Here is a 24,326-nt window from a genome sequence, read left to right on the forward strand (position 1 = left end):
TGAGACCTTCCCGATGTATCGGGACAGGCATTATAACCAGCTGACCTACCACTCCAATAGTTTAATTTGTCACTAGTTGATGAACTTTTTCATCAATGCTAAGCGGAATGATGGATGCTAACCTGAGACCTTCCCGATGTATCGGGACAGGCATTCTAACCAGCTGAACTACCACTCCGTTTTTCTCATCAACACGATCATCTTAGACTTCTCTTCAACTACCCCGTTTTTGAGTGATGCAAAGGTATGTTTTTGATCCGTCTTTGCAAAAGTAGATCCAAAATTTTGCAGGATTAATTCGTATTAACTTCTATCTCAATGAGATATTTTTTTGAGTCAACACCTACTGCTCGGGTTATTTACTTTGAATTCTCACTTAAGCTGAAACTTCAAGAGCTTCTACTTTCTATCAAATCCAACACAAGCGTAATTTCTCCTTCCAACTCTTCAAGTAAAGAATTCAAATATTCAGCGTCAAAAGTGTCTAAGTGTTCTAGTTCAGTCGCCATTTTAGCTAATAGGCTCATCCCTGCAGAACTAGCCGTACCATAAAGCTTATGACCAGCTTCTTTAAGCTGTTTTAGATTTTCTCTTTCGATCAACTTTCGCACTGTTCTCAACGTCTCCACTAATTCAGATTTTACTATTGTCAGGATTGATTGTAGGACCTGAGGATCATGGTCGGTATAGTTTTGCAGCTTGGACGGATTATAATGAAAATCCACCTGAGAGGCTTTTATTCCCTCATCTTCTCGCTTGGAGTTCACCGAAGGACCAAGCCATTTATTCAATACCGTCAATACAGTTTCCTCCACTATTGGCTTTACCACAAAATCATCCATTCCAGAAAACAAACATTTTTCCCGCTCGCCTTTGACATTGCCCGCAGTAAAGGCGACGATAGGAACATGGGTATCTTGCTCTAACAGCCTTATGTTCTTTGTAGCCTCATAACCATTCATCTCAGGCATTTGGACATCCATAAAAATGATGTCTGGGAATTCTTTTTTACAAAACTCCAAAGCCTCTAGACCATTCTTCACTTCTACTATAGTCGCGTTAGGAGCAATTTTCCTTATGATGGTACGTGCTAAAAGAGTATTAACTAGATTATCTTCGGCAACTAATACCGTGAATGCTCTGGATGGTGCATCTACCTCACGCACAATCTTACCCTGCTGATTACTCTCTGGATTGTTCACCTTTGAAAGCGCATGGAAGAAGTCATGAATTTTGATAGGTTTGATCAATCTATGCTTCACATGAAGCGCCTTACAGCTCTCAATGATTTTATGATCGTCTGAAGAACTGTGCAGTAACATAATCGGCAACTCTCGCTCTGCCACCGGAAAACTCTCTCTTATTTTCTTAATGGTCTCCAGGCCATCCATAAACGGCATATGGTAATCCATCAAGATCAAATCAAATGGTTCTCCACTTGCCATGACTTGCAAGGCTTCAAAACCATTTTTCGCTTCTACAGATTTAATATTTTTAAGCAATAGCATCTGTCTGACAATCAATCTATTGTTTTCATTGTCATCCACAATTAACACTTTTCCGATCGTATCCAGATCAGTCAGAGCAATAGCGTCTCCCTGTTCTGTTTTCAACTTTACATCAAAGTAAAAGACACTGCCTTCACCCGGAAAACTTTGCAAATGCAAGCGGCTATCCATCAATCTCAGCAGACTATTCGAAATAGTCAGGCCAAGACCTGTTCCGCCATACTTTTTGGTAGTAGAACTGTCTTCTTGTGAGAAAGCTTCAAAGATTTTTGACTGCTTGTCAGGACTGATCCCTATTCCTGTATCTCTAACTGAAAAACGAATGCAATGCTCTTCACCTAGGTTTTCGAGTATTTCTATTTTCAATTCTATTTCACCCTTCTCAGTAAATTTAGAGGCATTACCCAGAAGGTTGACTAGTATCTGTTTTAACCGAACTGCATCTGTATAAACAAAGCGTGGAATTTCCGTGGAAATATTCAAAAGCATTTCCAATCCCTTGCTTTGGATTTGATAGGTGATGATATCTGTAGCTTGTGAACAAATCTCATACAGATCGCACTTCTCTACGTCCAGCTCCAATTTGCCTGCTTCTATTTTAGAGAAATCAAGAATATCGTTGATAATACTTAATAAGGCATTTCCTGATTGATTGACAATGGACAAATACTGATGCTGGGTTTCATTCAGCTCAGTTTTCAAGACCAAATCTGTAAAACCAATGACTCCATTCAAGGGAGTCCGTATTTCATGACTCATATTTGCCAAAAACTCAGACTTGGCGACACTCGCCTCTTCGGCAAGCTTCTTAGTTCGCACAAGTTCAAGCTGCGCTTTTTTTGAGGCATCTATGTCTTGAAAAGTCCCAAAAACGCGCTTGCAAACTCCGTTTTTGAATTCAGCATGCCCAAGGGCACGTACCCAGATTTCATTTCCTAAATGAGTAACTAGCTGGAGTTCCAAATCCCATGATTTCCCTTCATTGACAGAAGACTCAAGCGCTTTGATTATTGTATCTCTGCTTGACCCTTCTTTATAAAAATTAATACCTGTTGCCACATCTGGTTTATAATCCAAATCTACTTCATGGATTAGCTTAGTCATTGGAGTCCAAGTGACTTTCTGGTGTTCCATGTCAATGTTCCATCCCCCCACTCTGGCTATTCTACCAGTCTCTTCAAGTAGCAATTTGGTCTGCCTTAAATCCTCCTCTAGCCTCACTCTACTCGTTATATCTATCGCATTACCAATCACATAATAACCGTCTCCCGTACTATTTTTCTCCAGCACATTATTAAACATCCAAATAAATCGCTCACCATTCTTATGCTTAGTGATCATTTGACTACTCAATTTCCCCTCTGCTTCTATAGCTTTCAGGTATTCGCCTACTGCTTCATGTCGCGATTCAGGAATCAAATCATATAAACTCATTCCCAACACCTCTTCTACCGTATAGCCGAGCATCGCAGCACCAGAACTATTCACGGTGAGAAAATTACCATCCAGGTCGTGAGTCCCCATGAATCCCTGTGAATTCTCAAAAAAGATACGCTGTCTCTCCTCTCGCTGAGCAAGATCAGCATCTCTGATACTTATCTCCGTAATGTCTCTAGCTATGGCATAAAGCTTACCTGTGCTTTCATCAGGAGTGGCTACCCATTCCAGTATTTTATAGGTTCCATTCTCATGCTGAAATCGGTGAGAGAAGTTTACTGTTGGATCTCCCTTGGCTAATTTTTGAATTTCTTGTTGCGTTTTTTCTAAATCATCCGGATGAACAAGCTCAAAAAATGAGGTGGTCAATAATACTTCAGACGTCCATCCCAGCAATTTTGTGAAAGATGGGTTGATTTTTTTGAAATAGCCATCTGTACCGGCTATACAAATCAGATCATTGGATATATTAAAAAGTACCTCAAGATTGCTAAATTCAAGAAGGTATTTTCTCTCTTTCAAAACTGCTGCAGCTTCCTCTGCTAGCAATTCTAACACCTTTTTCTTAGCGTCATCCAGTTTCCCTGGATCTGTGTCCAAGACAGCCAAAAATCCAACTATCTCGTTAGCTGCATTTCGAATCGGAAATCCTGCCAAAAATCCAATAGCTTGATTGGCAAGGACCGAGTTAACTTTTGAAGGAAATTGACATTTAGATATATCCTGATATTCAAAAAACCCAGAAGATTGGACAGCAATGAATTTGATTAAGTTTAAAAGTAAATCATCCTGAAAAGTAAACCCTACTGCATCGCTATACCATTGCATCTCCGAATCCCTCACCGCGATTATCGACTTCCCAGTACCACATGAAATTGATACTAATTGATTGATTCGGATGAATGAACTGTCTTGATTAGGGTGGAAATTTTGAAAGCTAGAGAGGGAATTTTCGAAAACATCACTATCCAACAAAGGAAGATTACTCATAAATAAACTTGGGAAAGACAATTAAGCTTACGCAAATTAGATATCTGAGTTTATAAACAAAAAATTGCGGTATTATTATATTTTCACTTAAAAAGCCTCCATATAGCCGATTTAATGTCAAAATAGAAGAAGCCTGTATTTAAATGTAGTTGGTACATAGTATAAAGCAATTAGTCATCTATTTTGAAAATCTGGATACTATGAGCTCGTCAAAAATAAATGTGGCACAACTGATAAGTGGTATCCCTCCCACCATGAATTAAAATTTTACTCTGGATTTTTTGATGGAATAAGTAGCTGTATCAAGGCTGCAAAAAGCATAACAGCTAAACAACCTATTGGATTGTACCACAAGAACCCAATGTCCCAAAGGTTTCCATCCGTCACATCTCCGTTGTTGAAGTGAACAAATAAAACTAGTCCTTGTGACAACAGTGCCGCGAGGAACACGGCTTGCCCTTTCACCCATTTCATAAAGAAAGCGACTAGGAATATGCCCAAAATAGTTCCATAAAACAGCGAACCAAGTAGATTCACCGCCTGAATCAAATTCTCAAATAACGATGCATAAGTAGCGAAAAGAATAGCCCCGATTCCCCAGAAAGCGGTAAACAACTTCGATGATTTTAAGTAATGCTTATCGCTAGCTGCTTTTTTGATTGATCTCTTGTACAAATCTATGGTAGTAGTAGAGCCCAAAGCATTCAGTTCCGAAGCCGTTGAAGACATAGCCGCAGAGAAAATCACCGCGAAGAGCAACCCAATAATCCCCTTCGGTAGGTTATCCATCACAAAGCGCATGAACACATAATCTGTATCCCTAGTCTCAGCAATAGGATCGTTAGTAACTATGAGGTCTTTGACTTCTTCGCGAATCGTACGCTGTTCAGATTTCAATTGGCTCAGTCGTTCACGAATTTCAGTTTCCCGACTCAGATCCTTTTGTTCGATAGCCTCAAGCATCTCTAGGTAGGATGTCTTAGTTTGCTTGAAATTGGCAGCATAATCTGTCTCCAAATCTTCAAATTCGCTGGCATATTCACTCTCTCGGAGCTTGTCAGTTTGAACGGTATTGAAAACTACCGGAGGTAAAAAGAATTGATAAAAAACAAAAACCATCACTCCTATAAACAGGATAATGAACTGCATTGGGATCTTCAGGAAGCCATTCATGATCAAACCCATCCTACTTTGCGCGAGCGTCTGACCAGATAGATAGCGCTGAACCTGGCTTTGATCAGTGCCGAAATAGGACAGAAAAAGAAACACTGCCGCAGTCATCCCTGACCAGACATTGTATCGATCTGAAATATCAAATTCCAAATTGATCATATTTAATTTGTCCATTTTCCCAGCCACATGCATGGCTTCTTGGAAGGAGATCGGGAGCATTTGAATCACGATTATTCCTGCCAAAATCATACCTCCCATCATTACCGCCATTTGTTGCTTTTGGGTAATTGAAACAGCCTCTGTTCCGCCAGAGACGGTATAAAGTATCACTACTGATCCGATTAGAATATTTGTAGCGGTGAGGTTCCAGCCTAGCAAGGTGGACAGAATAATAGCTGGTGCATAAATAGTAATACCCGCAGCCAATCCTCTCTGCACAATAAAAAGCAGCGCGGCAAGTGTCCGCGTTTTCAGATCAAATCGGTTTTCCAAAAACTCATATGCGGTATAAACTTTCAGTTTGTAATAGATGGGAATAAAAACCACCGAAATGACAATCATCGCTAGAGGCAATCCAAAATAAAACTGAATGAATCGCATTCCGTCTTCGTAAGCTTGGCCAGGAGTGCTCAAAAAGGTAATGGCTGAAGCTTGAGTGGCCATAATTGACAAACCAATAGACCACCAATTCATGGAGTTTTTACCACGTAGGTAGGAGTCTAAGCTCTTTGGCCCATAGGTTTTATAAATCCCGTAGGTGGCTATTAGTGCCAGTGTGCCAAATAGTACTACCCAATCTAAGGTGCTCATGCGTAAGCAATTTGAAGCCAATAAAATAGAGCCATGAGTAATACTAGTGCTGCAATCAGCCCTAGGTATAGATATTTCCAGCGAATCTGCTTCTCTTCCAAAACTATTGCTCGATCAAGTTTATAAATAATTTAGTGGCGCCAGGAACTCCCGCCGGTAATTCTCTGAAGAATGAAATCCCTGTATAGATGTAGGTTCCTTTACCATAGTTAGCATAGATCAGAGAGCCATTCAAGGGATCTTCTCCCGGATCTTGGAAAGACAACGGAGTAGAATATTCAGGAGCGATATCAGATTCAAAATACAATCCTCTTTCCTGAATCCAATCGTCAAAATCCGCAACGGTGATTTGGTTTGGTTCAGCAAGAATTGGATGCTCCCAATCCGCTTCGAAAGGTGAATTCTCTACTGTCACCCGATCCCGACTGATAGAAAATGGATAAGGACCTAGATTCTCTATCAAAAGCGGACGACTCACATTGTATTGCACTACTAAAGTTCCTCCGTTCTCCACATACGTCATCAGGTTCTGTTGGTTTGCGGCTAGTTCTGTATTGGTGTTATAGGCTCTGATTCCAACTACTATGCTTTTGTATTGGGAAAGATTTTCTAATGAAAAGTCAATGATTCCGTCCACCTGATAACCTAAGGAGGTAAGCACAGCTGGCACATCGTCCCCAGCTCCCATGATGTAGCCAATTTTTGCCCCAGATACTTTCCAGTTCTCCTGTATCAAATTGATAGCTGCCGGAGAAAAATAAGTAAGGTTTGGAATGTGTTTGTAGGAAATTCTATGCGTTATTTGGTCATAAAGTTTCCCTTCTGAAGTAGTAAACTCAGCTATAACTTCCCGTTTTTCATTTTTATCCAAGTTGAAAGAAACCTGATAAATTCGCTTTTTCTGAGCGATATTCTCTTCAGTTCCCAGAATTTCGAATTCTGACTCCTGAAGGTTTTTAAAAGTCAATTTACCTTTTTTCATTTCCCCATTGAAATTGACAGAAATGCTAACGACTGGATCTACACCGGGGATCAAAAAGACATTCTGGTCAGAGACGTTCAGATCAATCTCCGGTACAATGGTAAACGGCTGCTTTACCTCGCCATCTACTTGATCATTGTATTTGTATTCCAGGGGAATGATTATTTTGAAATTCTGACCGTTGATTTTGAACATCAAATCACCACCCATTTTCAAATCATTGAAGGGTTTACCAATCATTTGCTGTTCTTCGACGTCATAGATCGCATCTACTACGGGATTGATTAACCAATAGGGTTGCGATAAAGGTGTGTTGTCTGCAATTGTAAATTCCACAGGAATTTGGGCAGGTTCGTTATTGGTTACGCTTTTCTTGTCAGATACATAGTATGTATCATAAAGTTGCAACGAAACGTCGGTGAGCAAAACAGCAGAAGGGTTATTGACTACCAACCTGGCTTGAATTTTTTCACCCGCATAGCCAAGTTCTTGATCAGTCACAAACTCCATTTTCAATCCCAATAATTCAAAAATCAACTCATCCACTTTCTTTGTCTTTTCTTCAACCCAAGCTTCTTTAGTGTTTAGTTGCAAAAGCTTCGAGCGAATATCAGTAAGGGCATTTAAGTTGACTACAGGTTCAGTAAAATTGAATTTATCAATTGCACGTTGAATCATAGTCTCGATTTCCTTTCCTCCCTCTAGTTGCGCCCATCGGTTTGGAATTCCCTCAAATGCTGAGGTCTTAAAGGGTTCCCCTTTAATAAATTGAAGGTTGTCATCTGCTGCACCAATTCTTGGAGTAGCTCCAAAACCTTGGGATTTGTGCATGGTACGGCTATCAGCAGCGATTTGACTATAAGTTTGGCCTAGGAGACTATTGAATTCTCCCACTTTAAACACTGCATATTGCTCGTTTTTGTCGGCTTTGAATTCCCCTCCGAAATTGTAGGAATTCCAAAAGATTCTCTTCGGTTGCCAAGTTTGTACATAGTCCAACTGCTCCGGAAAAACCGATGGATTCGAAGCTAGGTCAAAGGCCTCTTCTGCCAGAATCGCTGAAGTGGTGTGATGTCCGTGATTTCCACCTGGCTCCGTATTAAAGCGAGTGATAATAATGTCCGGACGAAATTTTCGTACTATCCAGACCACATCTGAGAGCACTTTTTGTTTATCCCAATTTTGAAGCGTTTCGTCAGGATTTTTGGAATAGCCAAAGTCCATCGCGCGCGTAAAAAACTGCTTTCCTCCATCTGTAGCACGTGCCTGCAACAATTCTTGCGTCCGGATTTGCCCTAGCTCAATTCCTAGTTCCTTACCAATTAAATTTTGTCCCCCATCACCCCTAGTCAAGCTCAAATACGCAACCTCGACATGTTCCCCATTTCTTAAGGCCGCAATTAACTGCGTATTCTCGTCGTCGGGGTGAGCAGCCACATATAGCACTCGTTTAGTTTCCTTCAGTTGCTGAAGCTGGTGATAAATAATTGAAGAAGGAACAGATTGTGAAAAACAGATCAGACTAGGTAGCGAGAGGATAAAAAAAGCTATGCTTTTAAGAAAGAAAGGTTTTGACATAGTTGGGCACGATTTGTAGCCACAAGCTAGAGTAAGCCGAAGTGAAATAAAAATACTTTTTGATTAAAGGAAAAAGAAGCAGTTAAGGATTCACAATTTTCCTCACTTTTCCGGGTATAGTGTATCCTAGAGTGAATTCAAAAAAGTCTGCTTTCGCCTCATGTGCCTTTATTTGCACGCCCGCGAATACATGATCAGTTAATCGATAGCGAACGCCAATTCGCTCGTAGAAACCAGCAATTTCTTGGTTGAGGTCAGCTTTGCTTAAATATACGCCAAAGGCAATAGGCATATAGAGTTTTTCGGTCAGTTTCCACTCCCATGATCCCACCACTGCAAAAGAATTGACGTCAGTAAAAGAGATGTTTTCATCAGGAAAACGCTCATGAGCACCTGCGCCATAAAACCAATCTATGCCTATACCACCACGATATTTATAGGATATTTCCCAGAGGTAATTGACACCTACACCCCCACGGAAATAAGCTTTTTCTCCAATTTCATAGCTTTTCAACCCCGTGTACGCCGCTATATTCCAAAAACCTCTTTTCTCTAAAGGAGGAAATTCCGGTTTTGAGCCGGGGTTGAATGGTTGGTTATCCAAGTTTAATCGCAGGCCTAATGCAATAGGAACGAAATTTACTCCAGCGTTCGGTTTTTTGATGGAGCCATTCGAGTAATGCTTCGTGCCAATAGACGAAAATACTTCAAGCGAGTTGGTCAACCTATACGCAGCCTTGATGCCGAAATGAATGTGAGCATTGATTGCGGTACTTACAAAGCGGTTTAATGGATTGGTTTCGGCATCGTAGGGATTCATGTTGAAGCCTATACCCACTTGGGAATAATAGCTGAAATTCCACTTTCTATCAACGTTGATTTTCCCAAAAGGAAATTCCCCAAAGGCATAAATACCCATGGGGCGACCTATCTCGGAGTAATAATTGAGGGCTGAGGTGAATCCGAGGCCATAGCTAGGAAATCTATTGATGTAATTATAATAAGTGTTTTGATTACTTCTCCATCCAAATCTCACATCTACACCGGCATAATCAATTTTGTCAATGAGTTCGTCTGCCCAATCTTTATTATTCCCTATCATCGGGCCTCGATCGTAAGAAATATCAATGAATTTTTCTGATTGTGCATTGACTAAGAAGGGCATTAAACCAAAAAAACCATAGACTACCGCCAGAAACAATTTCAATCTCATCGCAATTTCACTTTTCAAGTGGCAAATATAAAACTTAAGTAAAAAGCTGACAATCATTTTTTGAGCATATCTCCCTAGGGTATAAGTTTCACCTTTTAAAATAAAAAAGCCTCTGAAGTTAAATTCAGAGGCTTCCACAATTTTTTATTGATGGCTATTAATTACCATCCATCCAGTTTGGACCTTTCAGCTCCACCAGTTTCTTATTGTATTTTTCAGCTTCAGCTTCATTCTGCAATCTGGTGTGTACTTGATACAAAATACCCATGATGTCAGTATTGTCTGGTCTGATCGCAAGTGCTTTCTCGAAGTAAGGGATTGCTTCTTTGTAATAAAGATTAGCCTCCTCTGTCATAGAGCTCGCTTTTGCCTCCCATTCTGCATCTGATAAACCACCGATTGCTACTACGATCTCTCTTGATTTCTCTATCAAAAGCGCTCCGGTATAATAATTACCATCATAAAACTCTGGGTCAGCAACAACTGACTTTTTGTAATCTGCTAAAGCTCCGTCAATATCTCCAGCCTGCTCTTTCAAGTATCCAGATCTCAAGAGAATCCCTGGATTGTTAGGATCATTTTTCAATGCTTCCTGAATAGATGCCATTGCTTCATCCATTTTGTTCAGCTGAAGTAATAGTTGAATCTCATATTCAGCCAAAACTTTATCCTCAGGATAATCTTCTCTACCGCGCATGATGATGTCATAGGCAGCTTCTGGATCAGAATCTTCACCACTAATGATTTGAACCATTAGATAATAAACCGTCAATTTATTGTAATCCTCTACATCGAGCAGGTACTCATAATGCTTTTTAGCCTCGTCATATTTCCCAATTTCTTGAGCGATAAAGCCTGCATTGTAATGAATAGTAGTATCAGAAAGATCTATATCACCGGCAAGATTGAAGAATTCGTAAGCCATTTCTAGATCACCGGCATTGTATCTTTCTCCTCCTTTGTCAAAAGCGGTGTTTTTCAGCGTATTGATATTGTATGGACGAAGGTTGCCAGGAACTCCTGGCATATCATCAGCGTAAATTTCTTCGCCTACTCCTGCTTCCTTATCGCTACCAGCCATTTCAAAGGCCTTATTGTAAGTAGCCAATGCAGCCTCACCGATTTCTAGAGTAGATGCAGTATTAGATGAATCCGAACCAAACATCTTGGTCTCGATTTGGGCCTTTAGAAGGTAAGTTGCAGGATCACCTGATGTTTCTGGATCAGCACTAGCGGCTTCTATATCAGCCATTGCAGCAGTTAGATCTCCAGATTTAAAGTTTTTCTCTGCAGAGCGGACTACCTTTTTTTGTCCAAAAGCCAAGGTCGTTGCACCGATCAAGGCCATTGATAGAATTAGCTTCTTCATTTTAGCGTATTTTTCTTGTTTGGTTGGTTATTCTTTAATTTCACTTGCATCATCAGAGGAATCTTTTGAGTCGCTAGTAGAAGAGTTATCCTCAGTATTTTCTCCTGTGATTACTGTGGCATCTTCTATCTCTTCTACTTCTTCTTTTGATATTTTTTCTACAGAAGAAATTTCGTCATTCTCTCCTATTTTAATCAATCTAACTCCTTGAGTAGCTCTACCCATTACACGAAGTCCATCTACGGAAATTCTAATGGTGATACCTGATTTGTTGATAATCATCAAATCATCTGTTTCAACTACTTCCTTGATTGCGACAAGAGCGCCTGTTTTCGCAGTGACACTCATTGCTTTTACTCCTTTACCTCCTCTGTTGGTGATTCTATATTCATCGAGGTTAGAGCGCTTACCGTATCCTTTTTCAGATACTACGAGTAACGTCGCATTTTCTTCAGATGCACATACCATGCCAATCACATAATCGTTATCATCGTTTAACCTGATAGCTTTTACGCCTGTGGCTGTACGTCCCATAGGCCTAACTGCAGTTTCATTGAAGTGGATTGCTCTACCAGAGTTCACAGCGATCACGATATGCTGATTCCCATTGGTCATTTCTACATTGACTAATTGGTCATCCTCGCGAATATTCAGTGCAATGATACCGTTTGTTCTAGGGCGACTATACTGTTCAAGGGTAGTTTTCTTAATAATACCTCGCTTAGTCACCATCACCAGGAAGTGATTGTTCAGGTAATCTTGGTCATTCAGATCAGCCACCTGAATGATCGAACGAATCTTATCGTCTTGTTCAATACTGATTAGGTTCTGAATTGGTCTGCCTTTGGAAGTCTTTGATCCTTCCGGAATTGCGTAGGTTTTCAACCAGAACAATTTCCCTTTGTCGGTAAAGATCAGGAGGTAATTATGCGTGGATGCAGTGAAAAGATATTCTGTAAAATCATCCTGCTTAGTACTCACACCACGTGAGCCAACTCCACCTCTGCCTTGTGTTCTATATTCGGTAAGCGCGGTACGCTTCACATAACCTTCATGAGAAACAGTGATAATCACTTCCTCATTTGGAATCATATCTTCATAGCTGAAATCTTCTGCATTATGCTCGATTTCAGTTCTTCGGTCATCAGCATAGCGAGTCTTCATTTCTGTAAGCTCTTCTTTGATGATTTCCATTCTCTTATCTTCGTTTGCAAGGATTTCTTTGAGTTCTTCGATCAAAGCCATGATCTCATTGTACTCATTGATGATCTTCTCACGCTCCATTCCTGTCAAGCGCTGCAATCTCATGTCGAGAATAGCTCTTGCCTGAATTTCACTCAATTCGAATCTCTCTATCAAACCATTTCTTGCAGTCTCAGGATCTGCAGAATTTCTGATCAAGGAAATAACTTCATCCAAATGATCCAAAGCGATCAGATATCCTTGGAGAATATGCGCTCTTTTCTCTGCTTCTCTCAGCTCATATTCCGTCCTACGAATCACTACCTCGTGTCGGTGATTGACGTAATGAACGATCATATCTTTCAGATTCAATGTTTGAGGCCTCCCTTTTACCAAGGCGACGTTATTCACTGAAAATGAAGTCTGTAGCTGTGTATGCTTATAAAGATTATTAAGGACGACACTAGAAATCGCGTCACGCTTCAGCTCATATACGATGCGCATCCCAGAGCGATCTGACTCGTCACGGATGGCAGAGATACCTTCTATTTTCTTTTCATTGATCAAAGCTGCGGTTTTCTCCACCATATTAGCTTTGTTCACCATATAAGGAATCTCTGTGATAACGATCATTTCTTTGCTTCCACCGTCTTTGGTTTCCACATTAGCTTTACCTCGCATCACCACTCTACCACGCCCGGTTTCGAAGGCAGCTTTTACACCATTGTACCCATAGATAATTCCACCTGTAGGAAAATCTGGTGCAACGATATGCTCCATCAATCCTTCAACAGTGATTTCATTATTGTCTATGTATGCGATTATCCCGTCTATGACTTCTCCTAGATTGTGCGGAGCCATATTCGTAGCCATACCCACGGCAATACCTGAAGCTCCATTCAATAGTAGTGCTGGTACTTTGGCAGGCAAGACAATCGGCTCCTTCAGAGAATCGTCAAAGTTGAACTGAAAGTCAACCGTCTCTTTGTTGATATCCACCAAAAGCTCCTCGGCAATTCGCTTTAGTCTAGCTTCAGTATAACGCATCGCAGCTGGATTATCTCCATCTACAGACCCGAAGTTACCTTGACCATCCACCAGGGGATATCTCAAGGACCAAGGCTGCGCCATACGAACCATGGTCTCGTACACTGCAGAGTCACCATGCGGGTGATACTTACCGAGTACCTCACCAACGATTCTGGCAGATTTCTTATAAGGTTTGTTATGCAAAACTCCCAGCTCCTGCATCCCAAATAGGATTCTTCGGTGTACTGGTTTTAGTCCGTCTCGGACATCAGGAAGCGCTCTTGAAACAATAACCGACATCGAATAATCGATGTAGGCGCCACGCATTTCCTCTTCAATATTAATGGGGATGATGTTTTCGTTTTCTCCTTGAGCCATATAATGCTATTCACGGGGTCGATTAAGCTTGCAAGATAGTAAAAAGCGACCGGTTTTGAAAAGAGATTACAAACACCAAAGACGATAATCAAGACTTTAATACCACTGCCCTATTTTCCTGTCTTGAAAATTAAAAATACCACTTCCCCTATACTCAATTCCGTTGTGCATGTGCTTCATCACTACGCCGCATCCAGCAATTTTGCACCGTTTTGTCCCCGGAAACCGAACTGCAAGTCCTACTTGCATTGCATAGACCTGCTGATCAAGGTCTTGTACCTCTGAAAAGTCCGAAGATGCGTAGGTAAACTTCCTGAAATCAGCTCCACCTTTAATGAAAATCTTCGTGTAATCTGAGAAATCTCGCTCCACTCGTAAACCCAACCCGTAATAATTCTTGTCAGACACTGCTAATCTTGGCGTGTATGGATCCGGGCCAACATCAAGTGCCGGGTCATACGATTTTTTCAAATTCAACTTCCCGAATTCTGCTTCTAAAATAAACCTCCAAGGATAATTCTGTCTAGCACGCTGACGAAGTTCTGACTGCATGTAGAGATTGGACGAAGAATAGTTTCTATATCTCCAATTCAAAAATGATCTCCTTCGAGCCGCATCGTAAAGAACCAAACCTACAGTTCCGTAGAGCTTATCCGCTTGGTAAGTAGCTCCTTCGAAATCAAACTGGTAATCACCGCCTTGCATGGGCGCGAGATTACCCCACTCCTGACCGAAGCCTCCTCCTATAGTCAGTAGGTTAAACAAATTAACCCGAACTCCACCGTTCCAATTTGGAAACACCCAGTCTCCACCTTTCATTTCCAAGGGATTATCCTCAGAAATATCTAAGGGATCACCATTCAGATTTTGGTAGCGAGAAAAAGGGTAAAGGCTTGGATTTGGTGAGTAAAAACTTGTTCCAAATTGCTGATAGGCACCTCCTCCGGAAAGTTCAACACTGAACATTTCCAACACATTTCTAGCCACATTCCCTATTCCTGACTCACTCTTAGGGCTTTTTGCTTTTTCGGAGATTCCAAAAATATCTTCTTCCTGGGCATAAGCACCGGTGAGAATAATAAATAGAAATAGGGTGATGGGCAGCTGTCTATAATTCATACTTTTCTAAACGAAGGCTTGAAACTCTTGGTGTGAAATTAAAAAAAAATGCCTCCCAATTAGGAGGCATCTTCATAATAACTTCATTTTAATCTTATTGACCGTCTGTTTCAGCTGGGATATCGGCTTTTTCAGCTGCTTGCTTTGCTTTCATTTCAGCGATCATAGTATCTAATTTCTCTTGAACTGCCGGATCTGCTTTAGTTGCTGCCAATACTTTATTGTAAGTACCTGCTCCCAAAATTTCCTCATCCATGATTAAGCCTGTCTTATATTCTTTCAACACACTTTGAAGCGACTCCTGGAAATCTTTTACGGCGATAAAAGCAGTTTTTTCTTCTTCGGTAACTTTAGCTTCAGCCATTTTAGCTTCATCCCCCCAAGCCGCTTTAATCTCATTATATCTAGCGCCCCCCTGGAAAATCTCATTTTCCAATATCATCGCTTTCAATTCTTCAGTCTTTGAATTCACATAATTATCAAATGTCACCTCTACATTTGCATATTTTGCCAAGTCTTCATCTGTGACTTTCTCCTCATCCTGTGCGTAAGCAGCAAAACCAAGGAACGCGAATAACGCTCCGAAAAGCAATACTTTTTTCATAAACATTGTGATTTTAATTTCTGTATAATCTTCAATAAAAAGCGAACTCTCCAGAAAATCAAGAAAAAAAGGCCGATTTTAAGGTATTTTATGATAAATGGTAAGACCAAATTCTAAAGAAGAGGAATCTCTTTGAGCTGTTGTATAGTATGAGCTGGATCGGAAGAATTGAATACAAAGCTTCCCGCAACCAATATATCCGCACCCGCGGCTTGTAATTTTGGAGCATTCTCTAGATTCACTCCTCCGTCAATTTCAATTTTTGTCTTAGCTCCTTTAGCTAAAATCAACTCCTTCAATCGGGATACTTTGGAATAGGTGTTTTCTATAAATTTTTGCCCCCCAAAACCAGGATTCACCGACATCATACATACTAAATCAATATCCTGAATCACTTCAGCCAATAATTCCACCGGCGTATGAGGATTAATAGCCACTCCTGCTTTTGCCCCAAGCGCTGTGATGGCTTGTAACGTACGGTGCAAATGCGTGCAGGCTTCATAGTGTACTGAGATCATTTCCGCTCCTGCTTTTCTGAAAGCCTCCAGATAATTATCAGGATTTACGATCATGAGATGTACATCCAATGGCTTCTGTGCATGCTTTTGAATCGCCTCAGTCACAGGAATTCCGAAGGAGATATTCGGAACAAACACCCCATCCATGATATCAACATGAATATAATCCGCAGCTGAGGAGTTTAGCATTTCCACCTCTTTTTGAAGATTTGCAAAATCTGCTGCTAGAATAGACGGGGCAATTAGTAATGACATTATTTTGATTTTAATAGTGTAAAAGCAGAGGCTAACTCCGCATGAAAGGATTAATGGCGGATTAATTTACTCTGCTTGATCAAAGTAAGATCTTGCATCTGAATCATGTAAAACCCTGGCTTCACTCCCTCCAAAAGAATCCTGAAAGGCTCCTTAACTGATCCTCGAATGATGGATTTGCTTTCTAACAAACGCCCGTTGAGATCGATCAGAGAAAACTCAGCACTCAGGCTATTCCCAAAATGAATAAACAATTCATCGCCCAAGATTGGATTAGGATAAACTTTCCACGCGAGAGGTTCCTCAGGCTCTTCTACAGCCAAAATTTCTCCATATAGGGCATCACGAAAATTTGGAATTCCATATCCCAATAGATTATCGGGATCATCGGCTTGGGTGCCGCTATTCAAAAGCGCTTCAATCAATTTATCTTTTGTCCATTCTGGCTTGGCTTCCCAAAGTCCCGCCGCCAGCGCAGCGATTTGCGGAGCAGAGAAAGATGTGCCATTTGCAAAACCTACTTGTCCATTGGATCTAATGAGCACAGCCCCTTCGCCTAAAGCGGCCAAGTCTGGCTTGATACGTCCATCGCCTGTCGGTCCTCGCGAACTTGAACCCGCTACCACCAGCTCTTTTTTGACAGAACCTATTGCTAAAATGCCTGGAGCATCTGCAGGCGAAGATAACGTAGAAGGTTGAGGCCCATAATTCCCCGCGCTATTCACTACCAAAATTCCTTTGCTGGCAGCAATCACTGCACCACGCGCAATAATGGTAGTTTTACCATCCATGTCTGCTAAGGTATAGGTCATCGATGGATCATCAAAATCATAATATCCTACCGAACTATTGATTATATCTGTGCCCAAACTGTCTGCATACTCAGCTGCACGCACCCAATTGTATTCCTCTACCCAATATTCAGTGGCCACTTCCTCTGTGATTGCCAGTATATAGTTGGCATCAGGAGCCCCAGCGAGCATTTTGCCTGGTTCATTCGATGCGATCAGAGATAGCACATTCGTCCCGTGCTGATTGTCAGTATAGACATTGGTATTCCACGGTCGCACAAAATCTTTTGTACCTAGTATTCTCCCCGGATTTTGTAAGTGAGCCAGTGAGCTTGCCGTATTTGCTCCTGGAAAACCTGCATCAAAAACCGCTACTGTTATACCCTTTCCGGTGTAACCTTCTTCATGCATTTTATCAATACCAAGAATTGAATTCTGGAAGTCGTACGCTTCCTCATCCGTAGCCAATACACGGGCATTCGCTGTTTCTGGAGGACAATAGCTATGAGTGACTGATGCAAATAATCTTCTTCCAATCCGTGCATTGGGACTTGGGATAAAACCTCTGGCAACTAGCTCCACTCTATCTACAAAAGGCAGAGAAGCGATCTCCACAGCACTTGCAGCATCTGTGACCAAAATCGTGGCATTGAACCACTTGCTTGAATAAAGTATGTAATTCGACTTCTGATAGACAGCATCTACATATTTCTTAGTCACTGGAAGATCTAGACTATCAGGAGCAACACCTTCCCTATTTCTTCGTGCTAATGCTTTTTGACTTAGAAATTCACCCGGGCTAGCTAAAGAAAGGGTTTCCTGAGGCTTGTATTTATAAAAAACAGCATAGCGATCCTGTGCAATCAATTCACCTGAAAAGACTATCCCAAGTATTAGGCAAGCTAAAAATTTAATCTTTTCCATAGTCAGTCAATATCATCTTAAGATTAATACCTGAATCAATCAGCATTTCACCTAAGCAATCATTCCTAGAGCAATAGGTCAATACTTCCTCATACTTTTCTATCATACCTACGCCTTTTTCATACACTTCATAGCGTATATCTCGATAGGTCACTTTGTCATCACTGTTTTCCTGTTCTATTCGAACTAGGTTTCCAGATTTGATCAACTGGAACTCATCTTCTACTTCGCTTCGGTAAGCATTTCCATTCCAAACTACTCCATCTTTAGGTGGAAAAACCAGAGGAACCAAGGGTTGATTTTCAATCGTTCTCACCAACGCTTGCTCTCTTTGGATAATGGTATAGTCCAGAACAGGGTTCCAAGTTATCTCATCCAGTGATTTGGAACGACTGACGATAAAAACCTGCTCCCCCACTTCGTTAGTATAAAAACTCCTGATCCGATCCTTAAAGAAAAAAAATTCCTGCTCTGAATCATTTTCCCCGAAATAGGTGATCTGCATCGCATCATAAATCCAAAACAACCCAACTTCCAACGGCTGGTAATCATATCCCAAGTCCACTGGCTCTTCTTCTATTTCTCTATCGCAAGAGGAAAAAAGAAGCAGTGTAAATCCTAAAATAATGGGTAGCAGTTTCTTCATTGTGCCGTTCAAAGACTAAAAATACTAGTATTTTCTCAATTTTCGGGTAAGCCTCAGTTCATACAGTTTCGAAATACTTTTTTCAAGCCAATCATCCTGCATAACTTAGCCGATTCAAAATTTGAACCATGGCATTAAGCACTTTTGTAAAAATAAGCGGTATCACAAATCTCTCAGACGCCAGATATTGCTCAGGTATGTATGTTGATTTGTTGGGTTTTTCCCTAGAAAACGAATCTGAAAAATTCATCTCACCTACCCAGTTCAGTGAAATCACAGGCTGGGTCTCTGGGCTTGAGTTTGTAGGAGAATTTCTAACTTATAGTGTGGATGAAATTGTGAATACACTGGAGAATTATCCCACTATAAAATGGGTAGAGCACGATAGAATAGAGCCTCTAGTGGCATTGGAAGGAAAGGGTTTTGGCTTGATTTATAAAATGGATCTAAAGGAAGTAAGGCACATCGAACAGGAAGTGGCTACTCGCCTAGACCAATCTGGAATAATTTTTCATATCACTTCAGAAACCGAGGAATTGGATAAGGATGACAAAGAATCGATTAAAATCCTTAGCGAAAATTGCAAAGTGATTCTGGGTGTAGGAATTAGCGCCTCCACTGTTCATGAAGTCATAAAGGAGCTAAATCTCTATGGAATATCACTCACTGGTGGTACAGAAATCAAACCTGGTTTGAAAGACTTCGACGAGTTAGCTGATATCCTCGAGACATTGGAAGTAGAGGATTAGTCAACGATTGACCAACTAAAGCGAAGATTCGCCAGCACCTATACTCTTTGAACTTGAGTACCTCATTAGAGAGAAAGACTCTTCTAATACTTGCTAATCCACTCGCTCTAAAACGAGCAACCGAACCTCGATGAATTCTGGCCCTGCGATTTCTGAAGCCTTAAGCACAAGGGGGTGACGCCCTTTCTCCAACTGTATCAGTCCCAACTCTAAGGGTTTAAAATCCTTTTCGAAGGATTCATCGCGGGCTACACGATCGTACTCCACAGCCACAAAATCTGACTCATTAGCTTCTGTCACTACTGTGGACACTTCATTCCCTTGGTGTCTCAATAAAATCGAAGAACCTACCGCCGATTCTGCACAGGCATAATAAATCGTCGCCTTATAATTCCCTGAAGTGAGAATTTCTGTATCCCAGGTTACACTATCGCTTTTGGCTTTCCAATTGGTGAAAAACGAGGAATTGGGATGAATGCTGGATCTCTTGATATTTCCATGCGGCAGACCATCCCTGGCTGGTAGCAAGGTGAATTTGCTTTCTTTATATCCTACTGGAAAAATCTCCTCTCTATCTCGATTGAGTTCTGAAAGCACGGAGTTTATCCACGCATCTTTTGCGCTTACTAATTCAGACATTACGTTTTGAGATGGTTCAGCTATGGGATTCAGCTGACCAGGATCTGTGCTTAAGTCATAAAGTTGACCATCCTTATCGAGGATATATTGCTGATTTCGAATGCTCACATTTCCGTTCCAGTGACTATAGACGTATCGGTCTTTCCATTCTTCGTCAGATCCCATCAGAAGTGGTTTCAAACTCACACCATCCAGCGGTTTGTCGAAAGGATTTGTGATCCCTGCCAGATCTACTAGGGAAGGCAAAATATCTATCGCGCTTGCCACCTGAGCAATTAACTGTGGCTTCAGATGATCCTTCCAGAAAACAATGAATGGTGAGCGCACACCACCTTCGTCCGTACTTCCCTTGACACCTTTCAATCCGTCATTCCATCTCCAGCCGTTCGGACCATTGTCAGACATGTAGATGACGAGGGTATTTTCTTGCAATTCTAACCTTTCCAATTGGCTCATGATCTTACCCACATTCCAGTCGATATTTTCGCACAAGGCGTACGCGGCTCGTGTTTTATCCAAAATATCTTTATCTGCATAGCGATGCGTAGTATCTATGGGAGCATTTTTGTATTTGTCCCACCATACATCCGGCACTTGCATAGGGCTATGCGGTGTATTGTAAGCTAGGTAAACGAAGAAAGGTTGGTCAGAACTTTTCTCGATAAATTCCATCGCATGGTCTGTCAGGTCATCGATGATGAATCCATTCCCGGTGGTCACTTCCCCATTACGCTCCAGCATGGGACTGAAGTAATTGCCCCAATGTCCTGAAGTGAAGCCATAGAATTCCTCAAATCCACGGTCATTAGGATGATAGGGGGATTGGGAGCCGTTATGCCATTTGCCAAAAGCAGCTGTGCTGTATCCATTGGCTTGAAAAATATCAGCAATGGTTTTTTCGTCCAGATCCATTCGCTCCCCTCCCTCTGAGGTAGAATAAATATTGCTGCGAGGATGATACCTTCCCGTCAGAATCTCCGCTCTAGTAGGTGAGCAAACAGGATTTACATAAAATCTTGTGAATTGAACTCCTTGGTTGGCCAGCTGATCGATGTTGGGGGTATTGATATAAGGATTTCCGTTGACCCCCAGATCTCCCCAACCCTGATCATCCGTTACAATGAGGATTATGTTTGGCTTTGGAGATTCTTGCGTTTCTGAAGTACAGGATTGGGAAAAAAGCATCCCTATCCCAAGTAGAATCAAATTGATATAAACGAGGTTTTGTGAACTTTTCATGGCTTGGTTTAATAGGATAATATGGTATGAATAACTAACAAATGGGTATGCCCTGTAAGCTAACTAGCTAATCGCCTACTCCACTTTGGTTATTCTTTTTTCCAGCTGAGATTTACCGATCACCATTCCTGAGGCATGTTTTTGCGCAATGTCCACCAAATCCGCTACGACCTCCGGCTGCAAATCTGCTAAATCAAAACGCTCCGATGGATCATGGCCCAGATTAAAAAGTGTCGGCTTTTCCAGTTTGACAAGTTTCTCAGGATACCCGGCTGGGTTGTTACTGTAAAAATAAGCTTTGAATTCACCTTTTCGTACCGCAAAAAGTCTGTCACCATGATAATAGAACATTTCATCTCTTGGTATAGCTTTTTCACCTCGGAAAACTGGACTCAAATCAAACCCGTCATAAATTCTATCCTGTGGCACTTTTGCGCCAGCAAGGGAAGTAAAAGTCGGCAGAAGGTCTAAGGTACTTCCCATCTTAAATACCACGCCCGGTTTCACATTACCAGGTCCCCAGATCACCGTTGGGACGCGGACGCCACCTTCGTAACTGGTTCCTTTTCCCCCAAACAGAGATCCTGAACTACCACCCTGCTCATTGTAAACTAACCAAGGCCCATTGTCAGAAGTGAAAACGACGTAGGTATTATCATCCAGTCCATGCTGCTTCAAAGCTTGAAGAACTTCCCCTACTGACCAATCAATCTCCTCGATGACATCCCCGTACAGGCCGCGCTCACTAGTTCCAAGGAAATCATCCGAAGCAAAAAGCGGCACATGAGGCAGATTGTGGGCGAGGTACAGAAAAAATGGCTGTTCCTTATTGGCTTCAATAAATTTGACTGCCTCCTCGGCATACCTCCTGGTGATGGTTGTTTGATCTGCAGGTTGCTCGATAATCTGCTCATTTCTCATCAAGGGGACATTGAAGTATTCAATTTTCGAATTTCCAAAAGCTTCCTTAGTCGTGATGTCGTTTATCCGATCCATGTCGTTGCTGTAGGGGATTCCAAAGTAAGAATCAAATCCATGGCTAGTGGGTAAGTATTGAGGTAAATGTCCCAAATGCCACTTCCCTATTGCTGCTGTCGCATATCCCTCCTTTTTGAGCAGGGTTGCAATTGTATTTTCATAGGCTGGCAATCCCCCATCAGAATCTGGAAATAACACCCGTCTATTATTGCTATACATCCCGGTTCTCACAGGAAGTCGCCCGGTCAAAATCGCTGATCTACTCGGCGTACAGACGTTGGCTGCTACATAAAAAGACGTCCATTTCTGCCCCTCTACTGCCATCTGGTCTATATGAGGAGTTTTTAGGGTAGGATGACCAAAAGTTCCCAAATCTCCATACCCCTGATCATCGGTAAAAATGATGATAAAATTGGGCTTGGAATCTTTTACTGCTTGCGCTAAAAGCTGAGAAGAGCAAAGGACTGATACAAAAAACAGCTGAGTGAGGAATAGGTGTATTTTCATAGGTTGATGGTTTTAAAAGAAAAGTCCTGACATTTCACCCATGTCAGGAACTTTCTCCTCCAAAATACAGAATTTGATTTACTTCAATACCACATCTTCGATTTTAGCTTCATTACCACCTATAATAGTAGCATAAGAAGCTTTCATCTCTTCCAATTTCTCAGGGTTTGATTCCGCCAAGTTGTTGATTTGCCCGATATCATCTCTGAGGTTATACAATTGATAGTTGGGGTCGTTACCGATCTCAATATTTACGGATTCTATTTTCGCTGCCCCTTTATACGGAGGAATCATGATCCAATCGCCTTTTCTCAAAGCCGTTCTTCCTGTAGCCTCCAAAATCAATTCAGACCGGCCATTTTTTTCCTCTCCCAGAAAAGCAGAAAGGAGGTTTTGGCTATCAGCTGTCGTTTCCGTACTACCTGTCAAGGAAGCCAGAGAACTTAGCAAATCAAGTTGACTGACTAATGCGTCTGATACCTGAGGCTGAACTTTTCCTTTCCAATAAACCATAAAAGGTACTCGCGTACCCGCCTCAAACAAACTGTACTTTCCACCTCTGAGTGGACCGGCTGGTTTGTGATTCCCGATTTTCTCCACGGCATCATCATAGTAGCCATCGTTCAATACCGGGCCATTATCAGAAGAGAAAATCACCAAGGTATGCTCAAGCAAGCCTTCCTCCTCTAATGTTTTGATAAATTCACCAATCATCCAGTCCGCTTCCAAAATAACATCTCCTCGTGGCCCCATACCCGATTTTCCTTCAAATCTCGGGTGAGGAGTTCTTGGCACATGCGGCTGCTGGAAAGCGTAGTAAAGGAAAAATGGACCGTCCTTGTGAGATTTTACGAAGCTCTGAGCTTTTTCCAAAAAGTGATCCGCCATGTCCACATCAGACCACTTGGCTGCTTCTCCACCTTTCATAAAACCAATTCTCGGCACACCGTTCACGATGCTATTGTTGTGGCCGTGATGCCATTTCATAGTCGTTAGCTCTGGATTGTCTTTGCCAGTTGGCTCGCCTTCGAAGTTCTGGTCGTAGCTAATTTCTATAGGATCATTCGGGTCTAGATTCACTACTTTCCCATTTTCTATATAGACCGTAGGTACTCGATCCTGTGTGGCGGCCATGATGTAACTGTAGTCGAAACCTACTTCATTGGGACTTGGGCTAATGTGCTCATTCCAATTTACGTCACCACTCCCAAGACCTAGATGCCATTTCCCTACTACGCCAGTTTGGTAACCCTGACCTTTCAACATCTTAGGAACAGTCATCTGGGAAGTACTGATCAGCAATGGCGCCGTGCCGGGAAGGATTTTCGCATCCTTATTTCTCCATGGATAAACCCCAGTCAACAAAGCATACCTACTCGGCGTGCAAGTGGCCGAAGTCGCATAGCCATTGGTGAAGCGAATTCCCTCATTCGCCAGCCTGTCCATATTCGGCGTACTAAGCTCAGTAGCGCCATACGCACTCATATCACCATACCCCAAATCATCCATGTAGATAATGACGATATTTGGTTTTTTGTCATCCATTAGGGAGGAACTCTTCTCTGACTTGCTGCAGCTCATCAGCAAGGTGATCCCTAACAGTCCAAGTACGACCTTAATCATGATTTTCATAGTTCACTATTTTGTTTAATCTAAATTTTTAAAAATTTAAGCACTATCAGCTATTTCTCACCTAGTTTGAACTTTC

General features: G+C 41.6%; 15 protein-coding genes. 1 reads left to right on the plus strand and 14 read right to left on the minus strand.

The window, feature by feature from the left end:
- Positions 1–389 precede the first annotated feature (389 nt).
- From ABJH64_RS11435 to ABJH64_RS11485, 11 genes are all read right to left on the minus strand, one after another.
- Positions 390–3,935, minus strand: a complete 3,546-nt coding sequence (locus ABJH64_RS11435) for a PAS domain S-box protein (RefSeq protein WP_348276078.1) — start codon at positions 3,933–3,935, stop codon at positions 390–392.
- A 267-nt stretch (positions 3,936–4,202) separates the two neighbouring features.
- Entirely contained in the window at positions 4,203–5,918 is a 1,716-nt protein-coding gene (locus ABJH64_RS11440; protein WP_348276077.1) for a sodium:solute symporter, read from the minus strand.
- A gap of 103 nt (positions 5,919–6,021) precedes the next feature.
- Positions 6,022–8,478, minus strand: a complete 2,457-nt coding sequence (locus ABJH64_RS11445) for a PIG-L family deacetylase (protein WP_348276076.1) — start codon at positions 8,476–8,478, stop codon at positions 6,022–6,024.
- 82 nt (positions 8,479–8,560) lie between these two features.
- Positions 8,561–9,691 (minus strand): acyloxyacyl hydrolase, encoded by a 1,131-nt coding sequence (locus ABJH64_RS11450; protein ID WP_348299591.1) that lies wholly within the window; start codon positions 9,689–9,691, stop codon positions 8,561–8,563.
- Between the two features lie 157 nt (positions 9,692–9,848).
- Entirely contained in the window at positions 9,849–11,060 is a 1,212-nt protein-coding gene (locus tag ABJH64_RS11455) for a tetratricopeptide repeat protein (protein WP_348276074.1), read from the minus strand.
- Between the two features lie 27 nt (positions 11,061–11,087).
- Positions 11,088–13,649 carry a DNA gyrase subunit A gene (gene gyrA, locus ABJH64_RS11460; RefSeq protein WP_348276073.1) on the minus strand — a complete coding sequence of 854 codons (2,562 nt, stop codon included), beginning with the start codon at positions 13,647–13,649 and terminating at the stop codon, positions 11,088–11,090.
- A gap of 96 nt (positions 13,650–13,745) precedes the next feature.
- The gene (locus ABJH64_RS11465) at positions 13,746–14,768 is read right to left on the minus strand and encodes a hypothetical protein (RefSeq protein ID WP_348276072.1); all 1,023 of its coding nucleotides are present in this window, start codon (positions 14,766–14,768) and stop codon (positions 13,746–13,748) included.
- 94 nt (positions 14,769–14,862) lie between these two features.
- The gene (locus ABJH64_RS11470) at positions 14,863–15,372 is read right to left on the minus strand and encodes a hypothetical protein (protein WP_348276071.1); all 510 of its coding nucleotides are present in this window, start codon (positions 15,370–15,372) and stop codon (positions 14,863–14,865) included.
- A 113-nt stretch (positions 15,373–15,485) separates the two neighbouring features.
- Positions 15,486–16,145, minus strand: a complete 660-nt coding sequence (gene rpe, locus ABJH64_RS11475; protein WP_348276070.1) for a ribulose-phosphate 3-epimerase — start codon at positions 16,143–16,145, stop codon at positions 15,486–15,488.
- A gap of 50 nt (positions 16,146–16,195) precedes the next feature.
- Positions 16,196–17,860: a S8 family serine peptidase gene (locus ABJH64_RS11480; protein WP_348276069.1), complete on the minus strand. Its 1,665-nt coding sequence runs from the start codon at positions 17,858–17,860 to the stop codon at positions 16,196–16,198.
- Positions 17,847–18,506 (minus strand): hypothetical protein, encoded by a 660-nt coding sequence (locus ABJH64_RS11485; RefSeq protein ID WP_348276068.1) that lies wholly within the window; start codon positions 18,504–18,506, stop codon positions 17,847–17,849. Before ABJH64_RS11485 ends, ABJH64_RS11480 begins: the two co-directional genes overlap by 14 nt.
- Positions 18,507–18,634: 128 nt before the next feature.
- Here ABJH64_RS11485 and ABJH64_RS11490 point away from each other — a divergent pair, with 128 nt between their 5' ends.
- Complete coding sequence (locus ABJH64_RS11490; RefSeq protein WP_348276067.1) at positions 18,635–19,255, plus strand: phosphoribosylanthranilate isomerase; 621 nt, start codon at positions 18,635–18,637, stop codon at positions 19,253–19,255.
- A 93-nt stretch (positions 19,256–19,348) separates the two neighbouring features.
- Here the strand turns inward: ABJH64_RS11490 and ABJH64_RS11495 are convergent, their stop codons facing one another.
- The 3 genes from ABJH64_RS11495 to ABJH64_RS11505 form a co-directional block, all read right to left on the minus strand.
- Positions 19,349–21,133 carry an arylsulfatase gene (locus ABJH64_RS11495; protein ID WP_348276066.1) on the minus strand — a complete coding sequence of 595 codons (1,785 nt, stop codon included), beginning with the start codon at positions 21,131–21,133 and terminating at the stop codon, positions 19,349–19,351.
- Positions 21,134–21,208: 75 nt separating this feature from the next.
- Positions 21,209–22,618: a sulfatase gene (locus ABJH64_RS11500; protein WP_348276065.1), complete on the minus strand. Its 1,410-nt coding sequence runs from the start codon at positions 22,616–22,618 to the stop codon at positions 21,209–21,211.
- A gap of 78 nt (positions 22,619–22,696) precedes the next feature.
- Positions 22,697–24,241, minus strand: coding sequence for a sulfatase-like hydrolase/transferase (locus ABJH64_RS11505; protein WP_348276064.1), 1,545 nt, complete (start codon positions 24,239–24,241; stop codon positions 22,697–22,699).
- Positions 24,242–24,326 lie beyond the last annotated feature (85 nt).

The organism is Algoriphagus sp. (genome assembly GCF_039969895.1).
Taxonomy (GTDB): Bacteria; Bacteroidota; Bacteroidia; order Cytophagales; family Cyclobacteriaceae; genus Algoriphagus.